17 protein-coding genes and 1 riboswitch are annotated in these 20,621 nt (G+C 73.9%); of the genes, 5 read left to right on the forward strand and 12 right to left on the reverse strand.

The annotated features are described in order from the left end of the window. Positions 1–157: 157 nt before the first annotated feature. Positions 158–790 carry a hypothetical protein gene (locus tag IE305_RS09550; RefSeq protein ID WP_190129073.1) on the forward strand — a complete coding sequence of 211 codons (633 nt, stop codon included), beginning with the start codon at positions 158–160 and terminating at the stop codon, positions 788–790. 19 nt (positions 791–809) lie between these two features. After that, positions 810–1,544, forward strand: a complete 735-nt coding sequence (locus IE305_RS09555) for a class F sortase (RefSeq protein WP_190129074.1) — start codon at positions 810–812, stop codon at positions 1,542–1,544. A 146-nt stretch (positions 1,545–1,690) separates the two neighbouring features. Here IE305_RS09555 and IE305_RS09560 read toward each other — a convergent pair whose 3' ends face one another. Continuing rightward, entirely contained in the window at positions 1,691–3,898 is a 2,208-nt protein-coding gene (locus IE305_RS09560; protein ID WP_190129075.1) for a putative bifunctional diguanylate cyclase/phosphodiesterase, read from the reverse strand. A gap of 377 nt (positions 3,899–4,275) precedes the next feature. Further along, positions 4,276–5,661, reverse strand: coding sequence for a C39 family peptidase (locus IE305_RS09565; protein WP_190129076.1), 1,386 nt, complete (start codon positions 5,659–5,661; stop codon positions 4,276–4,278). Between the two features lie 295 nt (positions 5,662–5,956). On the opposite strand from IE305_RS09565, the gene IE305_RS09570 reads away from it, so the two are divergent. Beyond that, positions 5,957–6,523, forward strand: coding sequence for a uridine kinase family protein (locus IE305_RS09570; RefSeq protein WP_190129430.1), 567 nt, complete (start codon positions 5,957–5,959; stop codon positions 6,521–6,523). Positions 6,524–7,073: 550 nt separating this feature from the next. Next, positions 7,074–9,020: an AAA family ATPase gene (locus IE305_RS09575; protein WP_190129077.1), complete on the forward strand. Its 1,947-nt coding sequence runs from the start codon at positions 7,074–7,076 to the stop codon at positions 9,018–9,020. Between the two features lie 47 nt (positions 9,021–9,067). Here IE305_RS09575 and IE305_RS09580 read toward each other — a convergent pair whose 3' ends face one another. From IE305_RS09580 to ribD, 10 genes are all read right to left on the reverse strand, one after another. After that, on the reverse strand, positions 9,068–10,138 hold the full coding sequence (locus tag IE305_RS09580) for a hemolysin family protein (protein WP_190129078.1): 1,071 nt from the start codon (positions 10,136–10,138) through the stop codon (positions 9,068–9,070). Beyond that, positions 10,135–11,475 carry a hemolysin family protein gene (locus tag IE305_RS09585; RefSeq protein ID WP_190129431.1) on the reverse strand — a complete coding sequence of 447 codons (1,341 nt, stop codon included), beginning with the start codon at positions 11,473–11,475 and terminating at the stop codon, positions 10,135–10,137. The genes IE305_RS09580 and IE305_RS09585 overlap by 4 nt, the downstream gene beginning before the upstream one ends. Before the next feature lie 160 nt (positions 11,476–11,635). Further along, complete coding sequence (locus IE305_RS09590; RefSeq protein ID WP_190129079.1) at positions 11,636–12,100, reverse strand: PH domain-containing protein; 465 nt, start codon at positions 12,098–12,100, stop codon at positions 11,636–11,638. 38 nt (positions 12,101–12,138) lie between these two features. Then, positions 12,139–12,987 (reverse strand): ATP phosphoribosyltransferase, encoded by an 849-nt coding sequence (hisG, locus tag IE305_RS09595; RefSeq protein WP_190129080.1) that lies wholly within the window; start codon positions 12,985–12,987, stop codon positions 12,139–12,141. Between the two features lie 63 nt (positions 12,988–13,050). Beyond that, complete coding sequence (locus IE305_RS09600) at positions 13,051–13,320, reverse strand: phosphoribosyl-ATP diphosphatase (RefSeq protein WP_190129081.1); 270 nt, start codon at positions 13,318–13,320, stop codon at positions 13,051–13,053. Positions 13,321–13,352: 32 nt separating this feature from the next. Then, a complete protein-coding gene (gene ribH / locus IE305_RS09605; protein WP_190129082.1) occupies positions 13,353–13,838 on the reverse strand; it encodes a 6,7-dimethyl-8-ribityllumazine synthase in 486 nt (161 codons plus the stop codon). 46 nt (positions 13,839–13,884) lie between these two features. Beyond that, positions 13,885–15,180: a bifunctional 3,4-dihydroxy-2-butanone-4-phosphate synthase/GTP cyclohydrolase II gene (locus tag IE305_RS09610; RefSeq protein WP_190129083.1), complete on the reverse strand. Its 1,296-nt coding sequence runs from the start codon at positions 15,178–15,180 to the stop codon at positions 13,885–13,887. Beyond that, positions 15,177–15,830 carry a nicotinamide mononucleotide transporter family protein gene (locus IE305_RS09615; RefSeq protein WP_190129084.1) on the reverse strand — a complete coding sequence of 218 codons (654 nt, stop codon included), beginning with the start codon at positions 15,828–15,830 and terminating at the stop codon, positions 15,177–15,179. Before IE305_RS09615 ends, IE305_RS09610 begins: the two co-directional genes overlap by 4 nt. Then, on the reverse strand, positions 15,827–16,438 hold the full coding sequence (locus IE305_RS09620) for a riboflavin synthase (protein ID WP_190129085.1): 612 nt from the start codon (positions 16,436–16,438) through the stop codon (positions 15,827–15,829). The genes IE305_RS09615 and IE305_RS09620 overlap by 4 nt, the downstream gene beginning before the upstream one ends. Before the next feature lies 1 nt (position 16,439). Further along, the gene (gene ribD / locus IE305_RS09625; protein WP_373311578.1) at positions 16,440–17,555 is read right to left on the reverse strand and encodes a bifunctional diaminohydroxyphosphoribosylaminopyrimidine deaminase/5-amino-6-(5-phosphoribosylamino)uracil reductase RibD; all 1,116 of its coding nucleotides are present in this window, start codon (positions 17,553–17,555) and stop codon (positions 16,440–16,442) included. Between the two features lie 204 nt (positions 17,556–17,759). After that, a riboswitch (FMN riboswitch) is annotated at positions 17,760–17,890 on the reverse strand. Between the two features lie 346 nt (positions 17,891–18,236). Between ribD and IE305_RS09630 the strand changes: the two genes are divergently transcribed. After that, positions 18,237–20,615 carry a chitinase C-terminal domain-containing protein gene (locus IE305_RS09630; protein ID WP_229890772.1) on the forward strand — a complete coding sequence of 793 codons (2,379 nt, stop codon included), beginning with the start codon at positions 18,237–18,239 and terminating at the stop codon, positions 20,613–20,615. Positions 20,616–20,621 lie beyond the last annotated feature (6 nt).

The raw sequence follows: 20,621 nt of genomic DNA on the forward strand, positions 1-20,621 counted from the left end.
GCGTGGCGGGCAGTGCGCGGACCGGCCGGCGGGGCCGTCGGACGGAGTGCGGATCATCCGTGTGGCGCAGGCCGGTTACCGAATGGAGCAATACGGCTACCCACCGGATGCTCCGTCCGGAGCGCGGGGTGAACCTCGGAGCAAGGAGGTACATCCAATGAAGTCAATTCGTACCGCACTGTGCGGCACGCTGACGGCCGTTGCCGTCTGCGCGGCTCCGGCCGCGTACGCCCTCGACAGCTCCGTCGTTCCCGTCAAGGCCGAGAGCCGTCTGGTCCCCATGTCGGGCAGCTGCGACGGCTGGGACCACGACGACTGCGACGACCACGGCCGCGACCACGGCCGGGAGCACGGGCGCGACCACGACCGCGACCACGGCGACCGGGACCACGGCGACCGTGACCACGGGCGCGAGCACGGCCGCGACCACGGCGACCGCGACCGCGACCACGGCCGGGAGCACGGGCGCGACCACGACCGGGACCACGACCACGGGCGCGAGCACGGCCGTGACCACGACCGCGACCGCGACCACGGCCGCGAGCACGGGCGCGACCACGACCGCGACCACGGTGGCTGGGACCGCGACCGCGACCACGGCCGGGAGCACGGTCGTGAGCACGGCCGCCCGCACGGTCCGGCACACGCCGGTGGTGGCGCCACCTCGCAGGCCGCTGCGGGTGACGCCGCTTCCCTGGAGACCCCCGCGCTCGCCGTCGCCGGCGCCACGCTGGGTCTCGCCGGTGGCCTGATCTGGTACCGCCGCCGCGCCGCTGCGGCCAAGCAGTGACGGGAAGCGAACCGGCGACATGTCAGAAGAGCGCACAGGCGGTGTCAACCGTCTGCTGACAGGGGCGGCCTGGGTGGCGATGCTGCTGGCCCTCTGGCTGTGGGGCCACGACATCACGGTGGACGAGCCGATATCCGCGGCTCCGAAGACCGGTGACGTCGCCGCCGCGCGCCGACCCCCTGCGCCCGGCCTGCCCCCGGCGATCGAACCGTTGCCGGGGGCCGGCCCCAAGACCCTGATCATCAAGTCGATGGGGCTGGAGGCGCCGGTCGAGGCGCACGGCCTCGACGCGCAGGGCGGCCCCGAGCCGCCGCCGTACGAGCGGCCCAACAGCGTCGCCTGGTGGCAGGACGGGCCCGCGCCCGGCAGCACCGGCGCGGCCGTGCTCACCGGGCACGTGGACACCAAGCAGTCGCCCGCCGTCTTCGTCGAGCTGCGCACCATCAAGCGCGGCGCGACCATCAGCGTCGTCCGGACGGACGGCTCCACGGCCGACTTCACCGTCGAGGACGTGTCGCTCGTCGACCGCAAGCACTTCGACGACCAGAAGGTGTACGCGCCCCGCGAGGAGGACCGCGCGGAGCTGCGTCTCATCACGTGCGGCGGCGACTACGACCGTGCCAAGCACCTGTACACCGCGAACGTGGTGGTCTCCGCCTACCTCACGGGCGCGCGCCAGGTGCCCGTCCCCGCGCCTGCGCCCACCCCGGCCGACGGCGGCTCCGGGGGCGGCGGGTCCGACGCGGACGCCTGACCCCGCGCGGCCCGGTGGCCCGAACTCCTGACCGACCGGTCCGCAGGTGACGTCCCGGCGCCCTTCCGGCGCCATGGTTGGCCGGAATCCACCCGGGAAGCCCGACATCCCGGTCGGTTTGTTTTCCTCACCCGTTCACGGCGTCTTCACGGCGCCGGCGACGCCGCGTCCGCCAGGGAGAGGGCATGCAGCCGCTCCGGCGGGCCGGGGCGCGCGTAGTACCAGCCCTGCGCCGTGTCGCAGCCGAGTAAACGCAAGTGGTCGGCCTGGGCGCCGGTTTCCACGCCCTCCACCGTGACCGACAGGTCCAGGGTGTGGGCGAGCGAGACGATCCCCTCCACGATCTTCACGTCCACCGGGTCGGCGGGCGCGCACTGCATGCCGCGGGTGAAGGAGCGGTCGAGCTTGAGCGTGCTGACCGGCATCCGGCGCAGGTAGGAGAGGTTGGAGTAGCCGGTGCCGAAGTCGTCGAGGGCTATGTCGACGCCCAGGTCGGCCAGTTGCCGCAGGGGCCGCAGCTCGGCCTCGTCCGCGCCGATGAGGGCGTTCTCGGTGACCTCCAGGCAGAGCGCCGACGGGTCGAGACCGGCGTTGTCCAGGACGGCGACGATGTCGGCGACCAGCGAGGGGTGGCGCAGCTGGGACGGCGAGAGGTTGACGTTCACGCGCATCGGGCCGTCGTGCGCCGCCGCCCCCTCGCACCGCCAGGAACGGGCCTGCCGGGCGGCCTCCTCCAGCACCCAGCGGCCGAGCGGCACGATGAGGCCGGTGCTCTCGGCGAGCGGGATGAACTGGTCGGGGCCCAGCACCCCGTGGGCCGGGTGCAGCCAGCGGACCAGCGCCTCGGCGCCCCGCACCGTGCCGTCGGAGAGCCGCACCAGGGGCTGGTACTCGATGAAGAACTCGCCGTTGTCCAGGGCCGTGGGCAGGCAGTTGGTGAGGCTGTGGCGGGCGATGACGCGGGCGTCGGTGTCGGCGTCGGCGAGCTCGTAGCGGTTCCCGCCGGCGGCCTTGGCCCGGTACATGGTGATGTCGGCGCTGCGCAGCACCTCCGCCGCGCCCAGTTCGCCGCGCGCGCCCTCGACGACGCCGATGCTGGCCCGTACGGACAGGTCGCGGCCGTCCAGCCGGACGGGTTCGGCGAGGGCGGCGAGCATCCGGCGGGCCAGGGCCGTGACGTGGGCCTGGGCGGAGGGGCCGGTGATGCCGGTGACGAGGGCCACGAACTCGTCGCCGCCGAGGCGGGCGACGAGTTCACCGGGGGCGGTGGCGCAGCCGCGCAGCCGGTCCGCGACGGCGACGAGCAGCTGGTCGCCGACGGTGTGGCCCAGGCTGTCGTTGACGGACTTGAAGCCGTCGAGGTCCAGGTAGACCAGCCCGAACCGGCCACCGGCGGACTCCTCCGGGCCCCCCTCCTCCCCGCCGTCCGGCGCCAGCGCCCGGTCGAGCCGTTCGAAGAACAGGGCCCGGTTGGGCAGGCCGGTGAGGGCGTCGTGAGTGGCCTCGTAGCGGAGCCGCTCGTGCAGCCGGCGCCGCTCGGTGATGTCCTCCATCATCGCGAGCTGGTACCGCGGTTCGCCGGAGGCGTCGCGCAGCAGGGAGACGGACATGTCGGTCCACAGGACGCTGCCGTCGCTGCGGTAGTAGGGCTTCTCGACGCGGTAGCGGTCGCGTTCGCCGCGGACGAGCTCCCGGTACAGGACCCAGAAGTCGGCGGAGTCGTCGGGGTGCACGAGTTCGCCGACGTTGCGGCCGGCGAGCATGCTGCCGGGGTCGCCGAACATGCGCTTGAGGGCATCGTTGACGCGCAGGATGCGGCCCTCGACGTCGGCGATGCCCACGCCGACGCTGGTGCTGCCGAAGACCGCGCGGAAGCGCTGCTCGCTGTGGTGCAGGGCCTCTTCGCACTCGGCGTGCGCGGCCAGCGCGGCGCCGGCCACGGCCTCCTGCTCGGCGAGGGTGTACGCGCGCAGGGCGCGGGCGAACCCGGAGGCGACGGCGTGCTGGAGCCGGGCGCACCGGGCGCGGCTCTCCTCGGCGGGCAGGGCGGGTTCGGGCGGGCAGTAGAGCACGAGGTAGGACTCGATGACGCCGAGGGTCTGGGCCAGCGCCTCGGGGTCGGTGCACTGCGCGCGGACGAGCGCCTCGCCGACGCGGGCGCCGGGCTTGGGGTCGAAGGGGCGGGCGCGGAGGGCGTCGCGGAGCGTCCGGGCCAGAGGTATGAGGTACCGCTCGAACTCGGCCCGCGTCATCGTCGTGGCCGGCATCGCCGGGTGGACCGCGCGGCTCCAGATGGCGGCGAAGCGCCGCAGCCGGTCGTCCCCCGGGGCGGTGCCGGGGGTGGTTGCCGCCATGGCGGCATACGAAACCGGGATGGCGGTTTGATTCACAGGCAGCATTCTGCCACCGAACCGCGCGGTCACGGCTGCCGCCCCACCCCGGCCGGACGGGCCGCGCGCACGGTGCCCTCGGGGCCGCCCCGGTCTGGACGCTCCATCAAGACTGTGTCTCCAGCTCATCGCAGGGGTGTTGAGCAGAGGCTACTGATCGTTCGTTCGAAGGGAAGCGGCAAGCGGAGATGGATGATCCGCATTCGGCCACCGCTGCCCCACCCTCCCCCTCCGCCCCGGACAAATGATCACATGATTCCCCATGTAACGACACGCAGATACCGGGTGCAGTGGCGCGCACGCCCGGCGCACCGCCGTCGCGCGCGCCACCTGTCACACGGTCAGCGCACGCCCACCGAGGCGAGCGCCCGGGCCTGGCGGAGCGTCGGACGCACGGGGAAGTACAGGTAGCAGACGCCCCCGCTGCCGCTGCTCACCTTCCCCTGGGCGTTGTACCGCTTGGTCCGCAGCCAGACGTTCTCGAACTGGCGCCGCCGGTAGACCCGTTCGACCGCCGCGTCCGAGGGGCTCGCCGGGTCGTGCACCACCACGTCGCCGCCGTCCGTGAAGCCGGTGACGCACATGAGGTGCCCGGCCGTGCCGTAGCCGGCCCCCTCCAGTTCGGAGGCGAGGAAGGACTGCGAGGTGATGACGGGGATGCCGGCCCGCACCAGCCGCTCCGCGTCGTTCAGCGAGCGCAGCCGCGTGACCACGCCCTGGAGGTCGTGGTACGTGGCGGCGTACGCGGCGTTGAAGGGCCAGTTGCCGCAGCCCTGGTACTGGTGGTCGTACGTGTACCGGGCCGCGTGGCACACCTGCGGGTCGGCGTACGCGGGGTTCACCCAGGCCAGGTCCTCGGCGGTGGGCCTGCGGCCCCAGTACTCGACGGCCATCTGCGAGGAGGTCGGGCTGCACCACGCCTCTCCCCCGTTGTCGTACTCGGGGTACTGGCCCTTGTGGATCTCCTGCGAGTAGCGGGGCACCCGCAGCCGGTGGCCGGCGCCCTCCCCCGGCCGGGAGGCGGGCACCTCGAAGCGGTCGGGGATGTCGGAGGCCATCGCGCCCAGCCGCCACACGGTGGGCGTGAGCCCGCTGCCGGGCCGCCGGTACAGGGTGAGCCGCAGCTCGTACGCCGTGATGCGGAGCCCGCTCGCGCGGTCGTCGACGGCGAGGGTGTCGGTGGAGACGCTGCTCCTGCCGTCGCCCTGTCCGTCGACGGAGGTGCGCCGGATGTCGCCGGGCGCGTCGCCCGAGGTCCAGCGCCCCATCACGTACCAGGGGCTGGAGGCGCCGTCGCCGTACCGGACGCGCACCTCGGCCTGGAGCCAGGTGCCGGCGGGGGTGCGGGCGTTCCAGGAGACGACCACCTCCGTGGCGGGCGCGGGCAGGGTGTGGACGGGCGACCGCCAGGTGGCGTACTCCCACACGGCCGTGACGTGGGAGTGCGGGTCGGCGTACGTGTACGTGCCGATGGGCTCGCCGACGACCAGGCCGGGCCGGGCGCCGCCGACCACCCGGGTGCCGGCGCCCTTCCCGCCGGACCACTGCGGGAACGTGGTCCAGGCCCGGTGGTCGACGCTGCCGCCGCCGGCCGGCGCGCCGCCGCGGTTGCCTCGGCCGGGGGACGCCGCGGCGGGCGAGGCGGCGGAGACGAGGGGCGAGGCCGCCGCCGTGACGGCGAGGGCGGCGGTCAGCACGGTGCGGCGCGGTGTGGGTCTGCTGGACATGACGGGGATCCCCCAGTCGTGGTGGACGGTGCGTGGGGTACGGCCCGGCGGGGACCGGGCCGGCGGGACCACTCTCGCGGCTGCGGACGGCCCACGGCCAGTGATGCCCGCGCGGCGCGCCCGCGATACCGCCGGGAGCACCTTCCAGGGGCACGTACGGCCCGGCGCGCCCGGCCGCCGGCGGTCTGCCTAGGGTGGTCCGGTGACCGACCCCTCGACCGACCCCTCGACCGACCCCCCGCACGACACCCCCTCCCCCGGCGGCCCCTCCCCCGGCCCGTCCGGGCTCGGCGGCCTGGCGCGGCGGCTGCGGGCACTGCCGCCGTCGCTGGGCCCGGTGCGGCTGGTGGCCGTGGACGGGCACGCCGGCTCGGGCAAGAGCACGTTCGCCGGACGGCTGGCCGCCGCGCTGGGCGGCGCGCCGGTGCTGCACCTGGACGACCTGGCCACCCACGAGGAGCTGTTCGCCTGGACGGACCGGCTGCGCACGTGGGTGCTGGAGCCGCTCGCGCAGGGGACGACCGCCCGCTACCGCGTCTACGACTGGGTGGCGCGGGCGTTCGCGACGACGGAGACCGCGCTGCCGCCGGCGCCGGTGGTGATCGTGGAGGGCGTGGGTGCCGGCCGCCGGGAGCTGCGGCCGCATCTGGCGTGCCTGCTGTGGATGGAGGTGACGCCGGAGGACTCCTGGGACAGGGGTCAACTCCGCGACGGCCCGGGCCTGGCGGATTTCTGGGACGGCTGGAAGCGTGCGGAGCGCGCCCACTTCGCCGCTAACCCCTCCCGTCCGTTCGCGGAACTCCTGGTACGGCAGTGCCCCGAGGGGTACGAGTTGCTTCCGGGGCCCGGGAAGAAGGGCTGACCGGCCCCTGGCACTCACCCTGCGTGAACGCCGCGCCGGCGACGGCCCGGGCGGCGGGGTACGTTCCCCGCCGAGTGCCCCAACTCGGCTTGACCGATGGGCGGTACAGGACTTACGTTCTCAATGCGCGGCCGGAGAAGGCCGCTTGCAGTCGCGAAGCCCCCGGTTGTTCCCCCGTGATCGGGGGCTTCGTACTGCCCGCCCCGGACCCCTTCGGGCGCTTTGTCCCCCGGCCGGACGGAGCGCGCGCCGAGCCGTCGTCACCCACCGTCACCGCTCTCCGGATCGCTTTCCGTTCCGCCCCCGGCGCACGTCACGGCCGCGCTCTGCGCCCCCGCACCCTTCGGCCGACACCGATGACGCCGGTACGATGCGAGACGGTGCACCGTCGGCGCGGGAGGGCCCACCCCGCGGCAGGCGCGCCGGTACGGCACCACCGCACTGGTTCACTGCTCAACTCCCGTCCACAGCACATCAGTTCGTAAAGGGAGCGGCCGACGCGCCGCCCGGCGGCACGGCACGCTACGGGGGCAGGTTTGTGGGGGACGTGATGGATCTCGGCATGCAGGGCCCACCCGCCCCGGCCGATCTCGCCTGGCTGCGCGCCGTCGACGCCTACACCATGGGCGCGTACACCGAGGCCGAGAAGGAGTTCCGCGCCGCCGTCCGGGCCGACCCCGGCATGGCCGACGCCTGGCTCGGCCTGCACGCGCTGCGCGCCGAGACCACCACCGCGCTGCTGCGCATGTACCGGCACCGCGACCGCTTCGGCGAGCAGCGCGCCCGCCACCGGCGCCCCCTCAACTCCTGGTACTGGCTGGGCTGGTGGGTCCAGCCGGTCCTGGAGACCGGGCGCGACCTGCTGCTCGCCCACGCCTCCCACTGGCTGGACGGCCGGCACGTCCCCGAGCTCGACCGCGCCCTCGCCGGCTGCCCGCCGGCCGAGACCGACCCCCAGGTCCGCTTCCTGCACGCCTGCCGCGCCTACCTGGTCAAGGACTGGGAGCTGCTGGTCCGGCACACCGACCCGCTCCTGGACGACCCCCTGCTGGGCATCGAGGCGGGCCTGTTCGGCGGCATGGCCCGGGTCCGCCTGGAGATGTACGGGCAGGCCGAACCACTGCTGGCCACCGCGCTGATGCGGTGCCGCAGCGAGCAGCCGCAGCGCAAGGAGCTGCGCTACTGGCTGGCCCGCGCGCACGAGGGCACCGGGCGCAGCGCCGCCGCCCTGCCGCTGTACCGCGCGGTGCACCGGGTCGACCCCACGTTCATGGACACCTCGGCGCGGCTGACCGCCATCGCCGACGGCGACGTGCTGGGCGAGGAGCCGCCCGACCTGGCGTCCGTGCCGCTGGGCGGCGCGGCCGCCCCCGAGCCGCCGGCCGCGCCGCCGCCCGCCCCGGCCTCCTCCGCCGCCCCCGACCCGGAGCCGGACGGCGGCCGGGCCGGCAGCGAGTCCCTCGACGTCCTCACCGGCACCGAGCCCGAGGCGGCGGGCAGCTCGCCCGTGGAGGCGGACGGGGTGCGGGAGAAGCACCGGGTGCCGGCGCAGGGCGGCCCGCCGCCGCTGCCCGGCCGCTCCGACCCCGTCCTGCTGGCCGAGGCACTGGCGGAGCTGGAGCGCATGGTGGGCCTGGAGCCCGTGAAGCGGCAGGTCCGGGCGCTGTCGGCACAGCTGCACATGGCCCGGCTGCGCGCCGGCCAGGGGCTGCCCGTCCAGCCCCCCAAGCGCCACTTCGTCTTCTCCGGCCCCTCCGGCACCGGCAAGACCACCGTGGCCCGCATCCTGGGCCGGGTGTTCTACGCCCTGGGCCTGCTCGGCGGCGACCACCTGGTGGAGGCCCAGCGGGCCGACCTGGTGGGCGAGTTCCTCGGCCAGACGGCCGTCAAGGCGAACGAGCTGATCGACTCGGCGCTGGGCGGCGTGCTCTTCGTCGACGAGGCGTACTCGCTCTCCAACTCCGGCTACAGCAAGGGCGACGCGTACGGCGACGAGGCGCTCCAGGTGCTCCTCAAGCGCGCCGAGGACAACCGCGACCGGCTCGTGGTCATTCTCGCCGGCTACCCCGAGGGCATGGACCGGCTGCTGGCCGCCAACCCCGGCCTGCACTCGCGCTTCACGACGCGGGTCGACTTCCCCAGCTACCGGCCCGCCGAGCTGACCAGCATCGGCGAGGTGCTGGCGGCGGAGAACGGGGACGTGTGGGACGAGGAGGCGCTGGAGGAGCTGCGCAGCATCAGCGACCACGTGGTGGAGCAGGGCTGGATCGACGAGCTGGGCAACGGGCGGTTCCTGCGGACGCTGTACGAGAAGAGTTGTGCGTACCGGGACCTGCGGTTGTCGCAGTACGCGGCGGTGCCGACGCGGGAGGACCTGGCCACGTTGCGGCTGCCGGACCTCATGCAGGCGTACGGCGAGGTCCTCTCCGGCCCGGGCTGGACGACGCCGCGCCGCCCCCAGGGCGAGACGCGGGACCCGCAGGACCCGGCGCCGTAGGAGAGGCCGCACGAAGGAGGGGCCCGGTGTCCGGGCCCCTCCGCGGTTCAGCTCGCGACCGTCTCCCGCTCGCGCGGGACCGGGACCACCCGGTGGGACGGGTCGCGCACCTCGCCGACCAGCATCTCCAGGACGTCCTCCAGGGCCACGAGGCCCAGGACGCGGCCCGAGCGGTCGGCGACGGCCGCCAGGTGGGCGGCGGCGCGGCGCATCACCGTCAGCGCGTCGTCCAGCGGCAGCTCGGCCCGGACGGTCTGGACGCGGCGCCACACCCGCTGCGGCACCGCACGGTCCCGCTCCTCCAGGTCCAGGACGTCCTTGACGTGCAGGTAGCCCATGAACGCACCGGTGCCCGGGGCGCATATGGGGAAGCGGGAGTAGCCGGTGCGCACGGTGAGCTCCTCGACCTGCCGGGGCGTCACCGACGGGTCGACGGTCACCAGCGTCGCCGGGTCGAGCAGGACCTCCGTGACCGGGCGGCTGCCCAGGCCCAGCGCGTCCTCCAGCCGCTCCTGCTCCTCCGGCTCCAGGAGGCCCGCCTGGCGGGAGTCCTCGACCAGGCGGTTGAGCTGCTCGCTGGTGAAGACGGACTCCACCTCGTCCTTGGGCTCGACGTGGAAGAGCCGCAGCACGCCCGCGGCGCAGGCGCCCAGCAGCCGGGTGACCGGCCGGCACAGCCGGGCGAAGGTCACCAGGCCGGGGCCCAGCCACAGCGCGGCCCGGTCGGGCGCCGACATGGCCAGGTTCTTGGGCACCATCTCGCCGATGACCAGGTGCAGGAAGACCACGAGGGCCAGCGCGACGACGTAGCCCAGCGGGTGCACGAGCCCCTCGGGCAGCCGTACGGCGTGGAAGACGGGCTCCAGGAGCGCGGCCACGGTGGGCTCGGCGACGGCGCCCAGGGTCAGCGAGCAGACGGTGATGCCGAACTGGGCCGCCGCCATCATCTGCGGCAGGTTCTCCAGTCCGGTCAGGACGGTACGGGCGCGCGCCGAGCCCTCGGCCGCCCGGGGCTCGATCTGGCTGCGGCGTACGGAGACGAGCGCGAACTCGGCGCCCACGAAGAAGCCGTTGGCCAGCACCAGCAGCACGGCGAACAGCAGCTGCACCAGGCTCATCGGGCCTCCACCGCCCCCACCGGGACGGCGGCGGTCCGGACGATGCGGACCCGCTCGGCGCGGTGGTGCCCCACCTGGCGCACCGAGAGCCGCCAGCCGGGCAGCTCCGCGGCGTCGCCGGCGGCGGGGATGCGGCCCAGCAGGTCGGCGACGAGGCCGGCCACGGTCTCGTAGGGCCCGTCGGGCACCTCCAGGCCGATGCGGCGCAGCGCGTCGACGCGGCAGCCGCCGTCGGCCTCCCACGCCGGCCGGCCGTCCTCCGGTGCCACCGGGGCGAGCTCGGGGCGGGCGGCGTCGGCGTCGTCGTGCTCGTCGCGGACCTCGCCGACGAGTTCCTCGACGATGTCCTCCAGGGTGACGACCCCGGCCGTGCCGCCGTACTCGTCGACGACGACGGCCATCGGCTGCTCGCTGCGCAGCCGCTCCAGGAGCGGGCGCACGGGCAGGCTGCCCGGGACGAGCAGCGGGGCGACCGCGATGCGGCCGACGGGGGTGCGCAGCCGGTCGGCGACGGGCACGGCCAGTGCGTCCTTGAGGTGGACCATGCCGATGACCTCGTCCAGGCGCTCCCGGTAGACGGGGAAGCGGGAGAGGCCGGTGGCGCGGGTGAGGTTGAGGACGTCCTCGGCGGTGGCCGTGGACTGCAGGGCGCTGACCTTGACCCGGGGGGTCATCACGTGCTGGGCGGTCAGGTCGCCGAGGGAGAGGGTGCGGACGAAGAGGTCGGCCGTGTCGGGTTCCAGGGCGCCGGCCCGGGCGGAGTGCCGGGCGAGGGACACCAGTTCGCCGGGGGTGCGGGCGGAGGCCAGCTCCTCGGCCGGCTCCACGCCCAGGGCGCGGACGAGCCGGTTGGCGACGGTGTTGAGCAGCGTGATCACGGGCCGGAAGAAGTGGGCGAACCGGCTCTGCGCGCCGGCCACGAACCGGGCCACCTGGAGCGGCCGGGAGACCGCCCAGTTCTTCGGCACGAGCTCGCCGACGACCATCTGGACGGCCGAGGCCAGCAGCATGCCGGTGATCACGGCGACGCCGGGGGCAGCACCGGCGGGCAGCCCGGCGAAGGTCAGCGGCCCGGTCAGCAGCCGGCCCAGGGCGGGCTCGGCGAGCATGCCGACCACCAAGGAGGTGATGGTGATGCCCAGTTGGGTGCCGGAGAGCTGGAACGACAGCTCACGCAGGGAGGCGACGACGGTGCGGGCCCGGCGGTCGCCCTCGGCGGCGGCCCGCTCGGCGTCCGGCTTGTCGACGGTCACCAGGCCGAACTCGGCGGCGACGAAGAAGCCGTTCGCCAGGATGAGGAGGAAGGCTGCCGCGAGCAGCAGCAGGGACACGGTGATGGTCATGACGCCGCCTCGCACACGGGGGCGGCGCAGGTACTACAGGACGGTCCGTCCATTGCCGGAGTACGTCACTCCTCGGTTCGCAGGTGCCCCTGGGGGGGCCGGGCACGGGTGTGTCCGTGGCACCAGGGTAATCAAGGAACCGTGAAGACCGCCGTCAGGTGGCCGACCGCCCGGTGCCGTGCGCGTCGACCAGGGCCCGCAGGGCGCGGGCGTCGGCGATGGCGCGCTGCTTGGCGATGCCGGTCTGGATGCCCATGGCGGCCAGCGTGGTGCCGTCCGAGAGGTCGAGGTACACCCAGGCGTCGCCGGCCCGCAGGTTGACCCGGACGATCTGGGCCCAGGCCAGGCGGCGCTTGGTCGTCAGGTTCACCACCGTCACCCCGTCCGGGGCGGCGACCACCTTGGGGCGGCTGAGCAGGGCGAGGACGCCCAGGCCCAGCAGCCCGGTGCTGATGAAGCTGATCCGGTCCCCCGTGGTGAACGACTCCAGCAGCAGCGACAGGGCGGTGAGCACGACCAGCAGTACGGTGCCGATGGTCAGCAGCACCACGCGGGTGCCGGTCGGCCGGAAGGTGACGGGCAGCTCGGGCAGGCCGGTCGCCGGCACGGGGGCGGACACGTGCGTCTCTCCAGGTGGTTCGGGCGGCGGGGCGCCGGTCAGAGGCGGCAGGCGTGGATGCCGGTGGTGAGGATGGCGCGGGCGCCGAGGTCGTACAGCTCGTCCATGATGCGCTGGGCGTCCTGCGCCGGCACCATGGAGCGGACCGCGACCCAGCCCTCGTGGTGCAGCGGGGAGACGGTGGGCGACTCCAGGCCGGGGGTGAGGGCGACGGCGCGCTCCACGTGCTCGACCCGGATGTCGTAGTCCATCATCACGTACCGGCGGGCCACCAGGACGCCCTGCATACGGCGGAGGAACTGCCGCACCTTGGGGTCGTCGGCGGGGGCGCCCTCGCGGCGGATGACGACGGCCTCGGAGCGCAGGATCGGCTCGCCGAAGATCTCCAGGCCGGCGTTGCGCAGGGTGGTGCCGGTCTCGACGACGTCGGCGATGACCTCGGCGACGCCCAGCTGGATGGCGGTCTCCACCGCGCCGTCGAGGCGGACGACGGAGGCGTCCACGCCGTTGTCGGCGAGGTGCTGGGTGACCAGGCCGGCGAAGGAGGTGGCGATGGTCATGCCGGTGAGGTCGCCGACGTCCTTGGCGGTGCCGGGCCGGGCGGCGTAGCGGAAGGTGGAGCCGGCGAACCCCAGCTGCATGATCTCCTCGGCCTCGGAGCCGGAGTCGAGCAGCAGGTCGCGGCCGGTGATGCCGATGTCGAGCCGGCCGGAGCCCACGTAGACGGCGATGTCGCGGGGGCGGAGGAAGAAGAACTCCACCTCGTTCTCGGCGTCCACCAGGACCAGTTCCCTGCGGTCCTTGCGCTGGCGGTAGCCGGCCTCATGGAGCATCGCCGACGCAGGCTCGGAGAGAGAACCCTTGTTGGGAACGGCGATGCGCAGCATGAGGCGGTGTCCTTCGTGCGGTATGTACGGTTTTTAGGGGATTGAACTGACGGAGGCGTTCCGTCAGAGATGAGCGTATACGTCGTCGAGGGAGATCCCCCGGGCCACCATCATCACCTGAAGGTGGTACAGCAGCTGGGAGATCTCCTCGGCGGTGGCCTCGGCGCCCTCGTACTCGGCGGCCATCCAGACCTCCGCCGCCTCCTCGACGACCTTCTTGCCGATGGCATGGACGCCCTTGCCCACCAGCTCGGCCGTACGGGAGGTGGCGGGGTCGCCGGTTGCCTTCTGCTGGAGCTCGGCGAAGAGCTCCTCGAACGTCTTCCTGTCCATGGTGGTCCTACCCTACGGGGTCGGACCGCCCGTCACTGCCCGGGATGGGTCACCGAACGGAGGAGGACGGCCGTGGAGACGGCTGCGGTGACGGCCTCGTGGCCCTTGTCCTCGGCCGAGCCCTCCAGGCCGGCGCGGTCCAGGGCCTGCTCCTCGGTGTCGCAGGTGAGCACGCCGAAGCCGACCGGCACGCCCGTGTCGACGGAGACCTGGGTGAGGCCCTGGGTGACGCCCTGGCAGACGTAGTCGAAGTGCGGGGTGCCGCCGCGGATGACGACGCCCAGGGCGACGACCGCGTGGTAGCCGCGGCCGGCCAGCACCCGGGCGGCGACCGGCAGCTCCCAGCTGCCGGGGACGCGCAGCAGGGTGGGCTCGTCGATGCCCAGCTCGTGCAGGGCGCGCAGGGCGCCGTCGACGAGGCCGTCCATGACCTTCTCGTGCCACTGGGCGGCGATCACGGCCACCCGCAGGTCCTGGCAGTTCTTCACACTCAGCTGGGGCGCGCCCTTGCCGCTCACGTCGTCGTCTCCTCGGTGGTTTCCGTAGCTCTGGTGCTCACTGGTGTCACTGGTTGCCGCAGGCCGAGACGCGCTCGGTGTCCAGCCAGGGCAGGTCGTGGCCCATGCGGTCGCGCTTGGTCCGCAGGTAGCGCAGGTTGTGCTCGCCGGCCTGGACGGGCATGGGCTCGCGGCCGGTGACCGTCAGGCCGTGCCGGACCAGCGCGGCGGTCTTGTCGGGGTTGTTGGTCATCAGCCGCAGCGAGCGGACCCCCAGGTCGGTGAGGATCTGCGCGCCGGCGGCGTAGTCCCGGGCGTCGGCCGGCAGGCCCAGTTCCAGGTTGGCGTCCAGCGTGTCGCGGCCGTCCTCCTGGAGCTCGTAGGCGCGCAGCTTGGGCAGCAGCCCGATGCCGCGGCCCTCGTGGCCGCGCAGGTAGAGGACGACGCCACGGCCCTCGGTGCTGATCCGGTCGAGGGACGCGCGCAGCTGGGGGCCGCAGTCGCAGCGCAGCGAGCCGAACACGTCGCCGGTCAGGCACTCGGAGTGGACGCGGACGAGGACGTCCTCGCCGTCGCCGAGGTCGCCGGCGACCAGGGCGATGTGCTCGACGCCGTCGACGGTGGAGCGGTAGCCGAAGGCCCGGAACTCGCCGGTGGCGGTGGGCAGCCGGGTCTCGGCCTCGCGCCGGACGGTGGGCTCGGCGGAGCGGCGGTAGGCGATGAGGTCCTCGATGGAGATGATCGACAGGCCGTGCTTACGGGCGAAGGGCACCAGTTCGGGCAGGCGCAGCATGGCGCCGTCCTCGCCGGCGATCTCCACGATGGCGGCGGCCGGGTGCAGCCCGGCCAGCCGGGCGAGGTCGACACCGGCCTCGGTGTGGCCGTTGCGGGTCAGGACGCCGCCGGGCCGGGCGCGCAGCGGGAAGACGTGGCCGGGGCGGACGAAGTCGCCGGGCGCGGCGGCCGGGTCGGCGAGCAGCCGGATGGTGGTGGCGCGGTCGGCGGCGGAGATGCCGGTGTCGACGCCGTGCGCGCCGGTGGCGTCCACGGAGATCGTGAAGGCGGTGCGCATGGACTCGGTGTTGCGGTCGACCATCTGCGGCAGGTCCAGCCGGGTGAGGTCGGCGTCCTCCATGGGGACGCAGATGAGGCCGCGGCACTCGCTCATCATGAACGCCACGATCTCGGTGGTGATCTTCTCGGCGGCGACGACGAGGTCGCCCTCGTTCTCGCGGTCCGCGTCGTCGACGACGACCACGGGGCGGCCGGCGGCGATGTCGGCGACGGCCCGCTCGACGGGGTCGAGCGCCAGCACCCCGGCGTCGGCGCCGTCCGTCTCGTACCAGCTCTGCACAGCGGTCATGCCGCCACTCCTTCCGGGACGGCCGCAGTCCCCGTACGGGAACGCAGCCACCAGTCGCGCATGCCCCACAGGACGAGGGCGAAGTAGATCACGTAGACGAGGCCGGAGAACGCCAGGCCGCTGCTGAACGCGAGGGGCACGCCCACCACGTCGACGAGCAGCCAGGCGAACCAGAACTCCACCAGCCCGCGGGCCTGGGCGACCATCGCGGCGAGGGTGCCGACGAAGATGTACGCGTCCGGCCAGGGGTTCCAGGACAGCTGGGGCACGGCGGTGAAGAGCAGGCCGACCGCGAGGGTGCCGGCGGCGGTGCCGGCCACCAGCAGGCCGCGTTCGGTCCAGGTGGCGAACCGGACGGCGAGGGAGCCGTCCTGGGCCTCCCGGCGGCCGCGGTTCCACTGCCGCCAGCCCCATGCGGCGACGACCACGACCAGCAGCTGCTTGCCGACGCCGCCGCTGAGGTGGGCGGAGGCGTAGGCGGCGATGAGGACGAGGCCGGAGAGCAGCTGGGCCGGCCAGGTGAGGATGGAGCGGCGCCAGCCGAGGGCGAGGGCCGCCAGGCCGATGGTGTTGCCCACCATGTCGGACCATATGACGTGCTGGCCGAGGACGGAGAACGCCTCGCCGTTGAGCCACTGGAGGGCGTTCATGCGGCCTTCTCCTCGCCGCCGCGGGCGCCGAGCAGCCGCTCGACGTACTTGGCGAGGACGTCCACCTCGAGGTTGACCGGGTCGCCGGCCTGCTTGAGGCCGAGGGTGGTCAGCGCCAGGGTGGTGGGGATGAGGCTGACGGTGAAGCTGTCGTCCGCGGCCTCGACGACGGTGAGGCTGACGCCGTCGACGGTGATGGAGCCCTTCTCCACGACGTAGCGGGCCAGCCCGTCGGGGAGGGCGATGCGGACGATCTCCCAGTGCTCGCCGGGCACGCGTTCGACGATGGTGCCGGTGCCGTCGACGTGGCCCTGGACGAGGTGGCCGCCGAGGCGTCCGCCCAGCGCCATGGGGCGTTCGAGGTTGACGCGGGAGCCGGGGACGAGCGCGCCGAGGCCGGAGCGCTTCAGGGTCTCGGCCATGACGTCGGCGGTGAACTCGCCGTCGGCGGTGTCCACGACGGTGAGGCAGACGCCGTTGACGGCGATGGAGTCGCCGTGCTTGGCGTCCTGGGTGACGACAGGGCCGCGGAGCCGGAAGCGAGCGGAGTCGCCGAGGTCGTCGATGGTGACGACCTCTCCCAGTTCTTCGACGATTCCGGTGAACACGTCAGTTCTCCTTGGCGGTGGCGAGGGCGGGCGCGGTCGCGGGGACGGGCCGGGGGACGGTGGGCAGGGGCGTGGCGGTGACGCGGAGGTCGGGGCCGAGCCGGGTGACGTCAGTGACGTCGAGGCGGAGGGCGCCGGCGATGGTGCCGATGCCGGCGTCGCCGAGGGCGGCGGGCCCGGCGCCCAGCAGGGCGGGGGCGAGGTAGCCGACGACGCGGTCGACGACGCCGGCCGCGAGGAAGGCGCCGGCGAGGGTGGGGCCGCCCTCCAGGAGGAGGGACCGCACGTCGCGGGCGTGCAGGGCGTCGAGCAGGGCGGGGATCGACAGGCCCGCCGCGGTCCGGGGCAGCCGGAGCACGTCGGTGCCGGGCAGGTGCGTGGTGTCGGCGTCCTCGGCGACGGCCACCAGGGTGGGGGCCGCGTCGTCCAGGACGCGGGCGCCGGGACGGACGGTCGCGTGGGTGTCGACGACGACCCGCAGCGGCTGGACGGCTCCGTCCCGGCCGCGGACGGCCAGGTGCGGGTCGTCGGCGCGCAGGGTGCCGGAGCCGACGACGACGGCGTCGGCCTCGGCGCGCAGCCGGTGGACGTCGGCGCGGGACTCGGCGGAGGTGATCCAGCGGCTGGTGCCGTCGGCGGCGGCGCTGCGGCCGTCGAGGGTGGCGGCGTACTTCCACACCACGAAGGGGCGGCGGCGCAGCACCGAGGTGAGCCAGGCGGCGTTGCCGGCGGCGGCCTCGTCGGCGAGCAGTCCGCCCTCGGCGTGGACGCCGGCGGCGGCGAGGGTGCCGGCGCCGCCGCCGGCGACGGGGTTGGGGTCGGCCACGGCGTACACGACGCGGGCGATGCCGGCGTCGATGAGCGCGCGGGCGCAGGGGCCCGTGCGGCCGGTGTGGTTGCAGGGTTCGAGGGTGACGACGGCGGTGCCGCCGCGCACGTCGTGGCCGGCCTCCGCGGCGGCGCGCAGGGCGGCGATCTCGGCGTGCGGGCCGCCGGCACGCAGGTGCCAGCCCTCGCCGGCGGTGCGGCCGTGTGCGTCGAGGACGACGCAGCCGACGACGGGGTTGGGGCTGGTCGAGCCGAGGCCGCGGGCGGCGAGCGCAATGGCTCGGCGCATCGCGTCGGCTTCGGTCGCGGTGGCCACCGGGGTCCTCCTGCCTGGTCGGGCATGGACTCCGGGGCGGTCGTACGGGACGACGACGAGAGCGGGTGCGCCGTCGCGGCGGCACCGGGACGGGTGGGTCGAGGGGGCGGCCGGCCGGCGGGGTCGCCGGGGCCGCCGCTCCGGGACCACCCCTCGGGGTGTGCCGGTACGGGCCCGCCGCGCACTGCCTCCCATCCGGACTTTAACCGTCGGTCCAGGAATTTCACCTGGTCAACCGGCCGCTGGCTGCGGCCGGGTCGCGGACTGTAACCGCCGGTTCGGACTTTCACCGACCCCGGAGTGCGCTTGCGTGTACTGGTGTCCTGCGCGGGCTCGCGCAGGGCGTCTGGTGCCTGACCTGCGCTTTTCTCGGAAATGCGCTGGTCCGGCCTGTCCGAGCGTACGCCGGGGCGCGCCGCGGTGTCCATGGGGGCTTGACAGAGTGCGCCGTCTCACACCCGTGCCGCCCGGGGCCGGGGAGGCGAGGGGCGCCCCGTCACCGTATTGGTCCGGACTATTGACGCACTGGTCTAGTCCTCTTAACCTCTGCCACACCTCCGAGGAGCACGGCCCGCCGGAACGCGCGAACCGCGGGCCACAGCACGACGCACACCCCCCACCGCTCGCACGAGCCCCCACTGGAGGACCCCGATCGTGTTGTTCCGCATACCCTCACGCACCCCCTCCCCCAGACCGTCCCGCAGACGGGCCGCCGTCCTCGCCTCGGCCGGCGCCGCCGTGGCCGGGCTGGTCGCCGGCACCCTCTCGGCGACCGCCGCGCCCGCGCAGGCCGAGGACCACGCCGCCTGCCGGCCCGACGGCCTCTACACCACCCCGGGCGTCGACGTCCCCTACTGTTCGGTCTACGACACCGCCGGCCGCGAGAAGATGGGCGACGGCCACCAGCGACGCGTCATCGGCTACTTCACCGGCTGGCGCACCGGCAAGGACGGCACCCCCGCCTACCTCGCCCCGGACATCCCCTGGGACAAGGTCACCCACCTCAACTACGCCTTCGCGCACGTCGGCCCCGACGACCGCATGTCCGTCGGCAAGGACGGCCCGGACAACCCCGCCACCGGCATGACGTGGCCGGGCGTCAAGGGCGCCGAAATGGACCCGGCCCTGCCCTACAAGGGCCACTTCAACCTGCTCACGAAGTACAAGAAGCAGCACCCCTCCGTGAAGACGCTGATCTCGGTCGGCGGCTGGGCCGAGACCGGCGGCTACCTCGACGAGAACGGCAAGCGCGTCGACTCCGGCGGCTTCTACAGGACGGCGACCAACGCCGACGGCTCCGTCAACCAGGCCGGCATCGACACCTTCGCCGACTCGGCCGTCGCCTTCCTGCGCACCTACGGCTTCAACGGCGTCGACATCGACTACGAGTACCCGACGTCGATGAAGGACGCCGGCAACCCCAAGGACTGGGCGCTCGCCAACGCCCGCCGAGGCGGCCTCAACCAGGGCTACGCGGCCCTGCTGAAGACCCTGCGCGAGAAGCTCGACCGGGCCGGTGCCGCCGACGGCACCCACTACCTGCTGTCGGTGGCCGCGCCCTCCTCCGGCTACCTGCTGCGCGGCATGGAGACGTACCAGAGCACCCGCTACCTCGACTACGTCAACGTCATGTCGTACGACCTGCACGGCGCCTGGAACGAGTTCGTCGGGCCCAACGCCGCGCTCTACGACGACGGCAAGGACGCCGAGCTCGCCAAGTGGGGCGTCTACACCGCGCCCCAGTACGGCGGCATCGGCTACCTCAACGGCGACTGGGCGTACCACTACTTCCGCGGTGCCCTGCCCGCCGGGCGGATCAACCTCGGCCTGCCGTACTACACGCGCGGCTGGAAGAACGTGACGGGCGGCACCGACGGGCTGTGGGGCACCGCGAAGGCCACGTCCTGCCCGGCCGGCTCCGGCCTCACCTCCTGCGGCGACGGCGCCGTCGGCATCGACAACCTCTGGCACGACAAGGACGACGACGGCAAGGAGTCGCCCGCCGGCTCCAACCCCATGTGGCACGCCAAGAACCTGGAGAAGGGCCTCGTCGGCGACTACGCCGGCGCCTACGGCTTCCCCGCCGGCACGAAACTGACCGGCACCTACACCCGCCACTACGACTCCACGCTCGTCGCCCCCTGGCTGTGGAACGCGGAGAAGAAGGTGTTCCTCTCCACCGAGGACGAGCAGTCGGTCAAGGCCAAGGCGCAGTACGTCGTGGACAAGGGCCTGGGCGGCACGATGATCTGGGAGCTGGCCGGCGACTACGGCTGGGACGCGGCCAAGGGCCAGTACGGGCCCGGTGACACCCTCACCACCGCCCTGTACGACGCGTACAAGGCGGCCCCCGCCTACGGGGCCCGGCGGGCCACCACCGCCCTGCCGGACAAGGCGGTCGACGTCCGCGTGGACCTCACCGGCTTCCCGCTGGGCGACTCCAACTACCCCATCGGCCCCAAGGTCCGCATCACCAACAACACCAGGGCCACCATCCCCGGCGGCGCCGAGTTCCAGTTCGACTACGCCACCTCCGCGCCCGGCACCGCCAAGGACCAGTCGGGCTGGGGCCTGACGGTGATCCGCAGCGACCACACGGCCCCGACGAACGTGGGCGGCCTCAAGGGCGACTACCACCGGGCGTCCGTGAAGCTGCCGTCCTCCCAGCCGCTCGCGCCGGGCGCGACCACCTCCTTCGACCTCGTCTACTACCTGCCGGTGTCCACGCCCTCCAACTGGACCGTGAGCTTCGGCGGCAGCACCTACGCCCTGGCCGGCGACCTGGCCCGGGGCACCACCGTGGTCGAGCCGGGCGGCGGCACCACCCCCGCCCCGACCCCCACCGGCACCCCCACCGGCACGCCCACCGGCGGCAGTTGCACGGCTCCGGCATGGGACCGGGCCGCGGCGTACTCCGGCGGGGCGACCGTCTCGTGGAAGTCCCGCACCTGGAAGGCCAAGTGGTGGACGCAAGGTGAGGAGCCCGGCACCACCGGCCAGTGGGGGGTGTGGCAGGACCAGGGCGCCTGCTGATGGACT

The sequence above is a fragment of the Streptomyces mashuensis genome (assembly GCF_014654785.1).
Lineage (GTDB): Bacteria > Actinomycetota > Actinomycetes > Streptomycetales > Streptomycetaceae > Streptomyces > Streptomyces mashuensis.

Coding starts and splice junctions, on each gene's coding strand:
- IE305_RS09550 (WP_190129073.1), top strand. CDS start 158: ATGAAGTCAATTCGTACCGCACTGTGCGGCACGCTGACGGCCGTTGCC.
- IE305_RS09555 (WP_190129074.1), top strand. CDS start 810: ATGTCAGAAGAGCGCACAGGCGGTGTCAACCGTCTGCTGACAGGGGCG.
- IE305_RS09560 (WP_190129075.1), bottom strand. CDS start 3,898: ATGGCGGCAACCACCCCCGGCACCGCCCCGGGGGACGACCGGCTGCGG.
- IE305_RS09565 (WP_190129076.1), bottom strand. CDS start 5,661: ATGTCCAGCAGACCCACACCGCGCCGCACCGTGCTGACCGCCGCCCTC.
- IE305_RS09575 (WP_190129077.1), top strand. CDS start 7,074: ATGGATCTCGGCATGCAGGGCCCACCCGCCCCGGCCGATCTCGCCTGG.
- IE305_RS09580 (WP_190129078.1), bottom strand. CDS start 10,138: ATGAGCCTGGTGCAGCTGCTGTTCGCCGTGCTGCTGGTGCTGGCCAAC.
- hisG (WP_190129080.1), bottom strand. CDS start 12,987: ATGCTGCGCATCGCCGTTCCCAACAAGGGTTCTCTCTCCGAGCCTGCG.
- IE305_RS09600 (WP_190129081.1), bottom strand. CDS start 13,320: ATGGACAGGAAGACGTTCGAGGAGCTCTTCGCCGAGCTCCAGCAGAAG.
- IE305_RS09610 (WP_190129083.1), bottom strand. CDS start 15,180: ATGACCGCTGTGCAGAGCTGGTACGAGACGGACGGCGCCGACGCCGGG.
- IE305_RS09615 (WP_190129084.1), bottom strand. CDS start 15,830: ATGAACGCCCTCCAGTGGCTCAACGGCGAGGCGTTCTCCGTCCTCGGC.
- ribD (WP_373311578.1), bottom strand. CDS start 17,555: ATGCGCCGAGCCATTGCGCTCGCCGCCCGCGGCCTCGGCTCGACCAGC.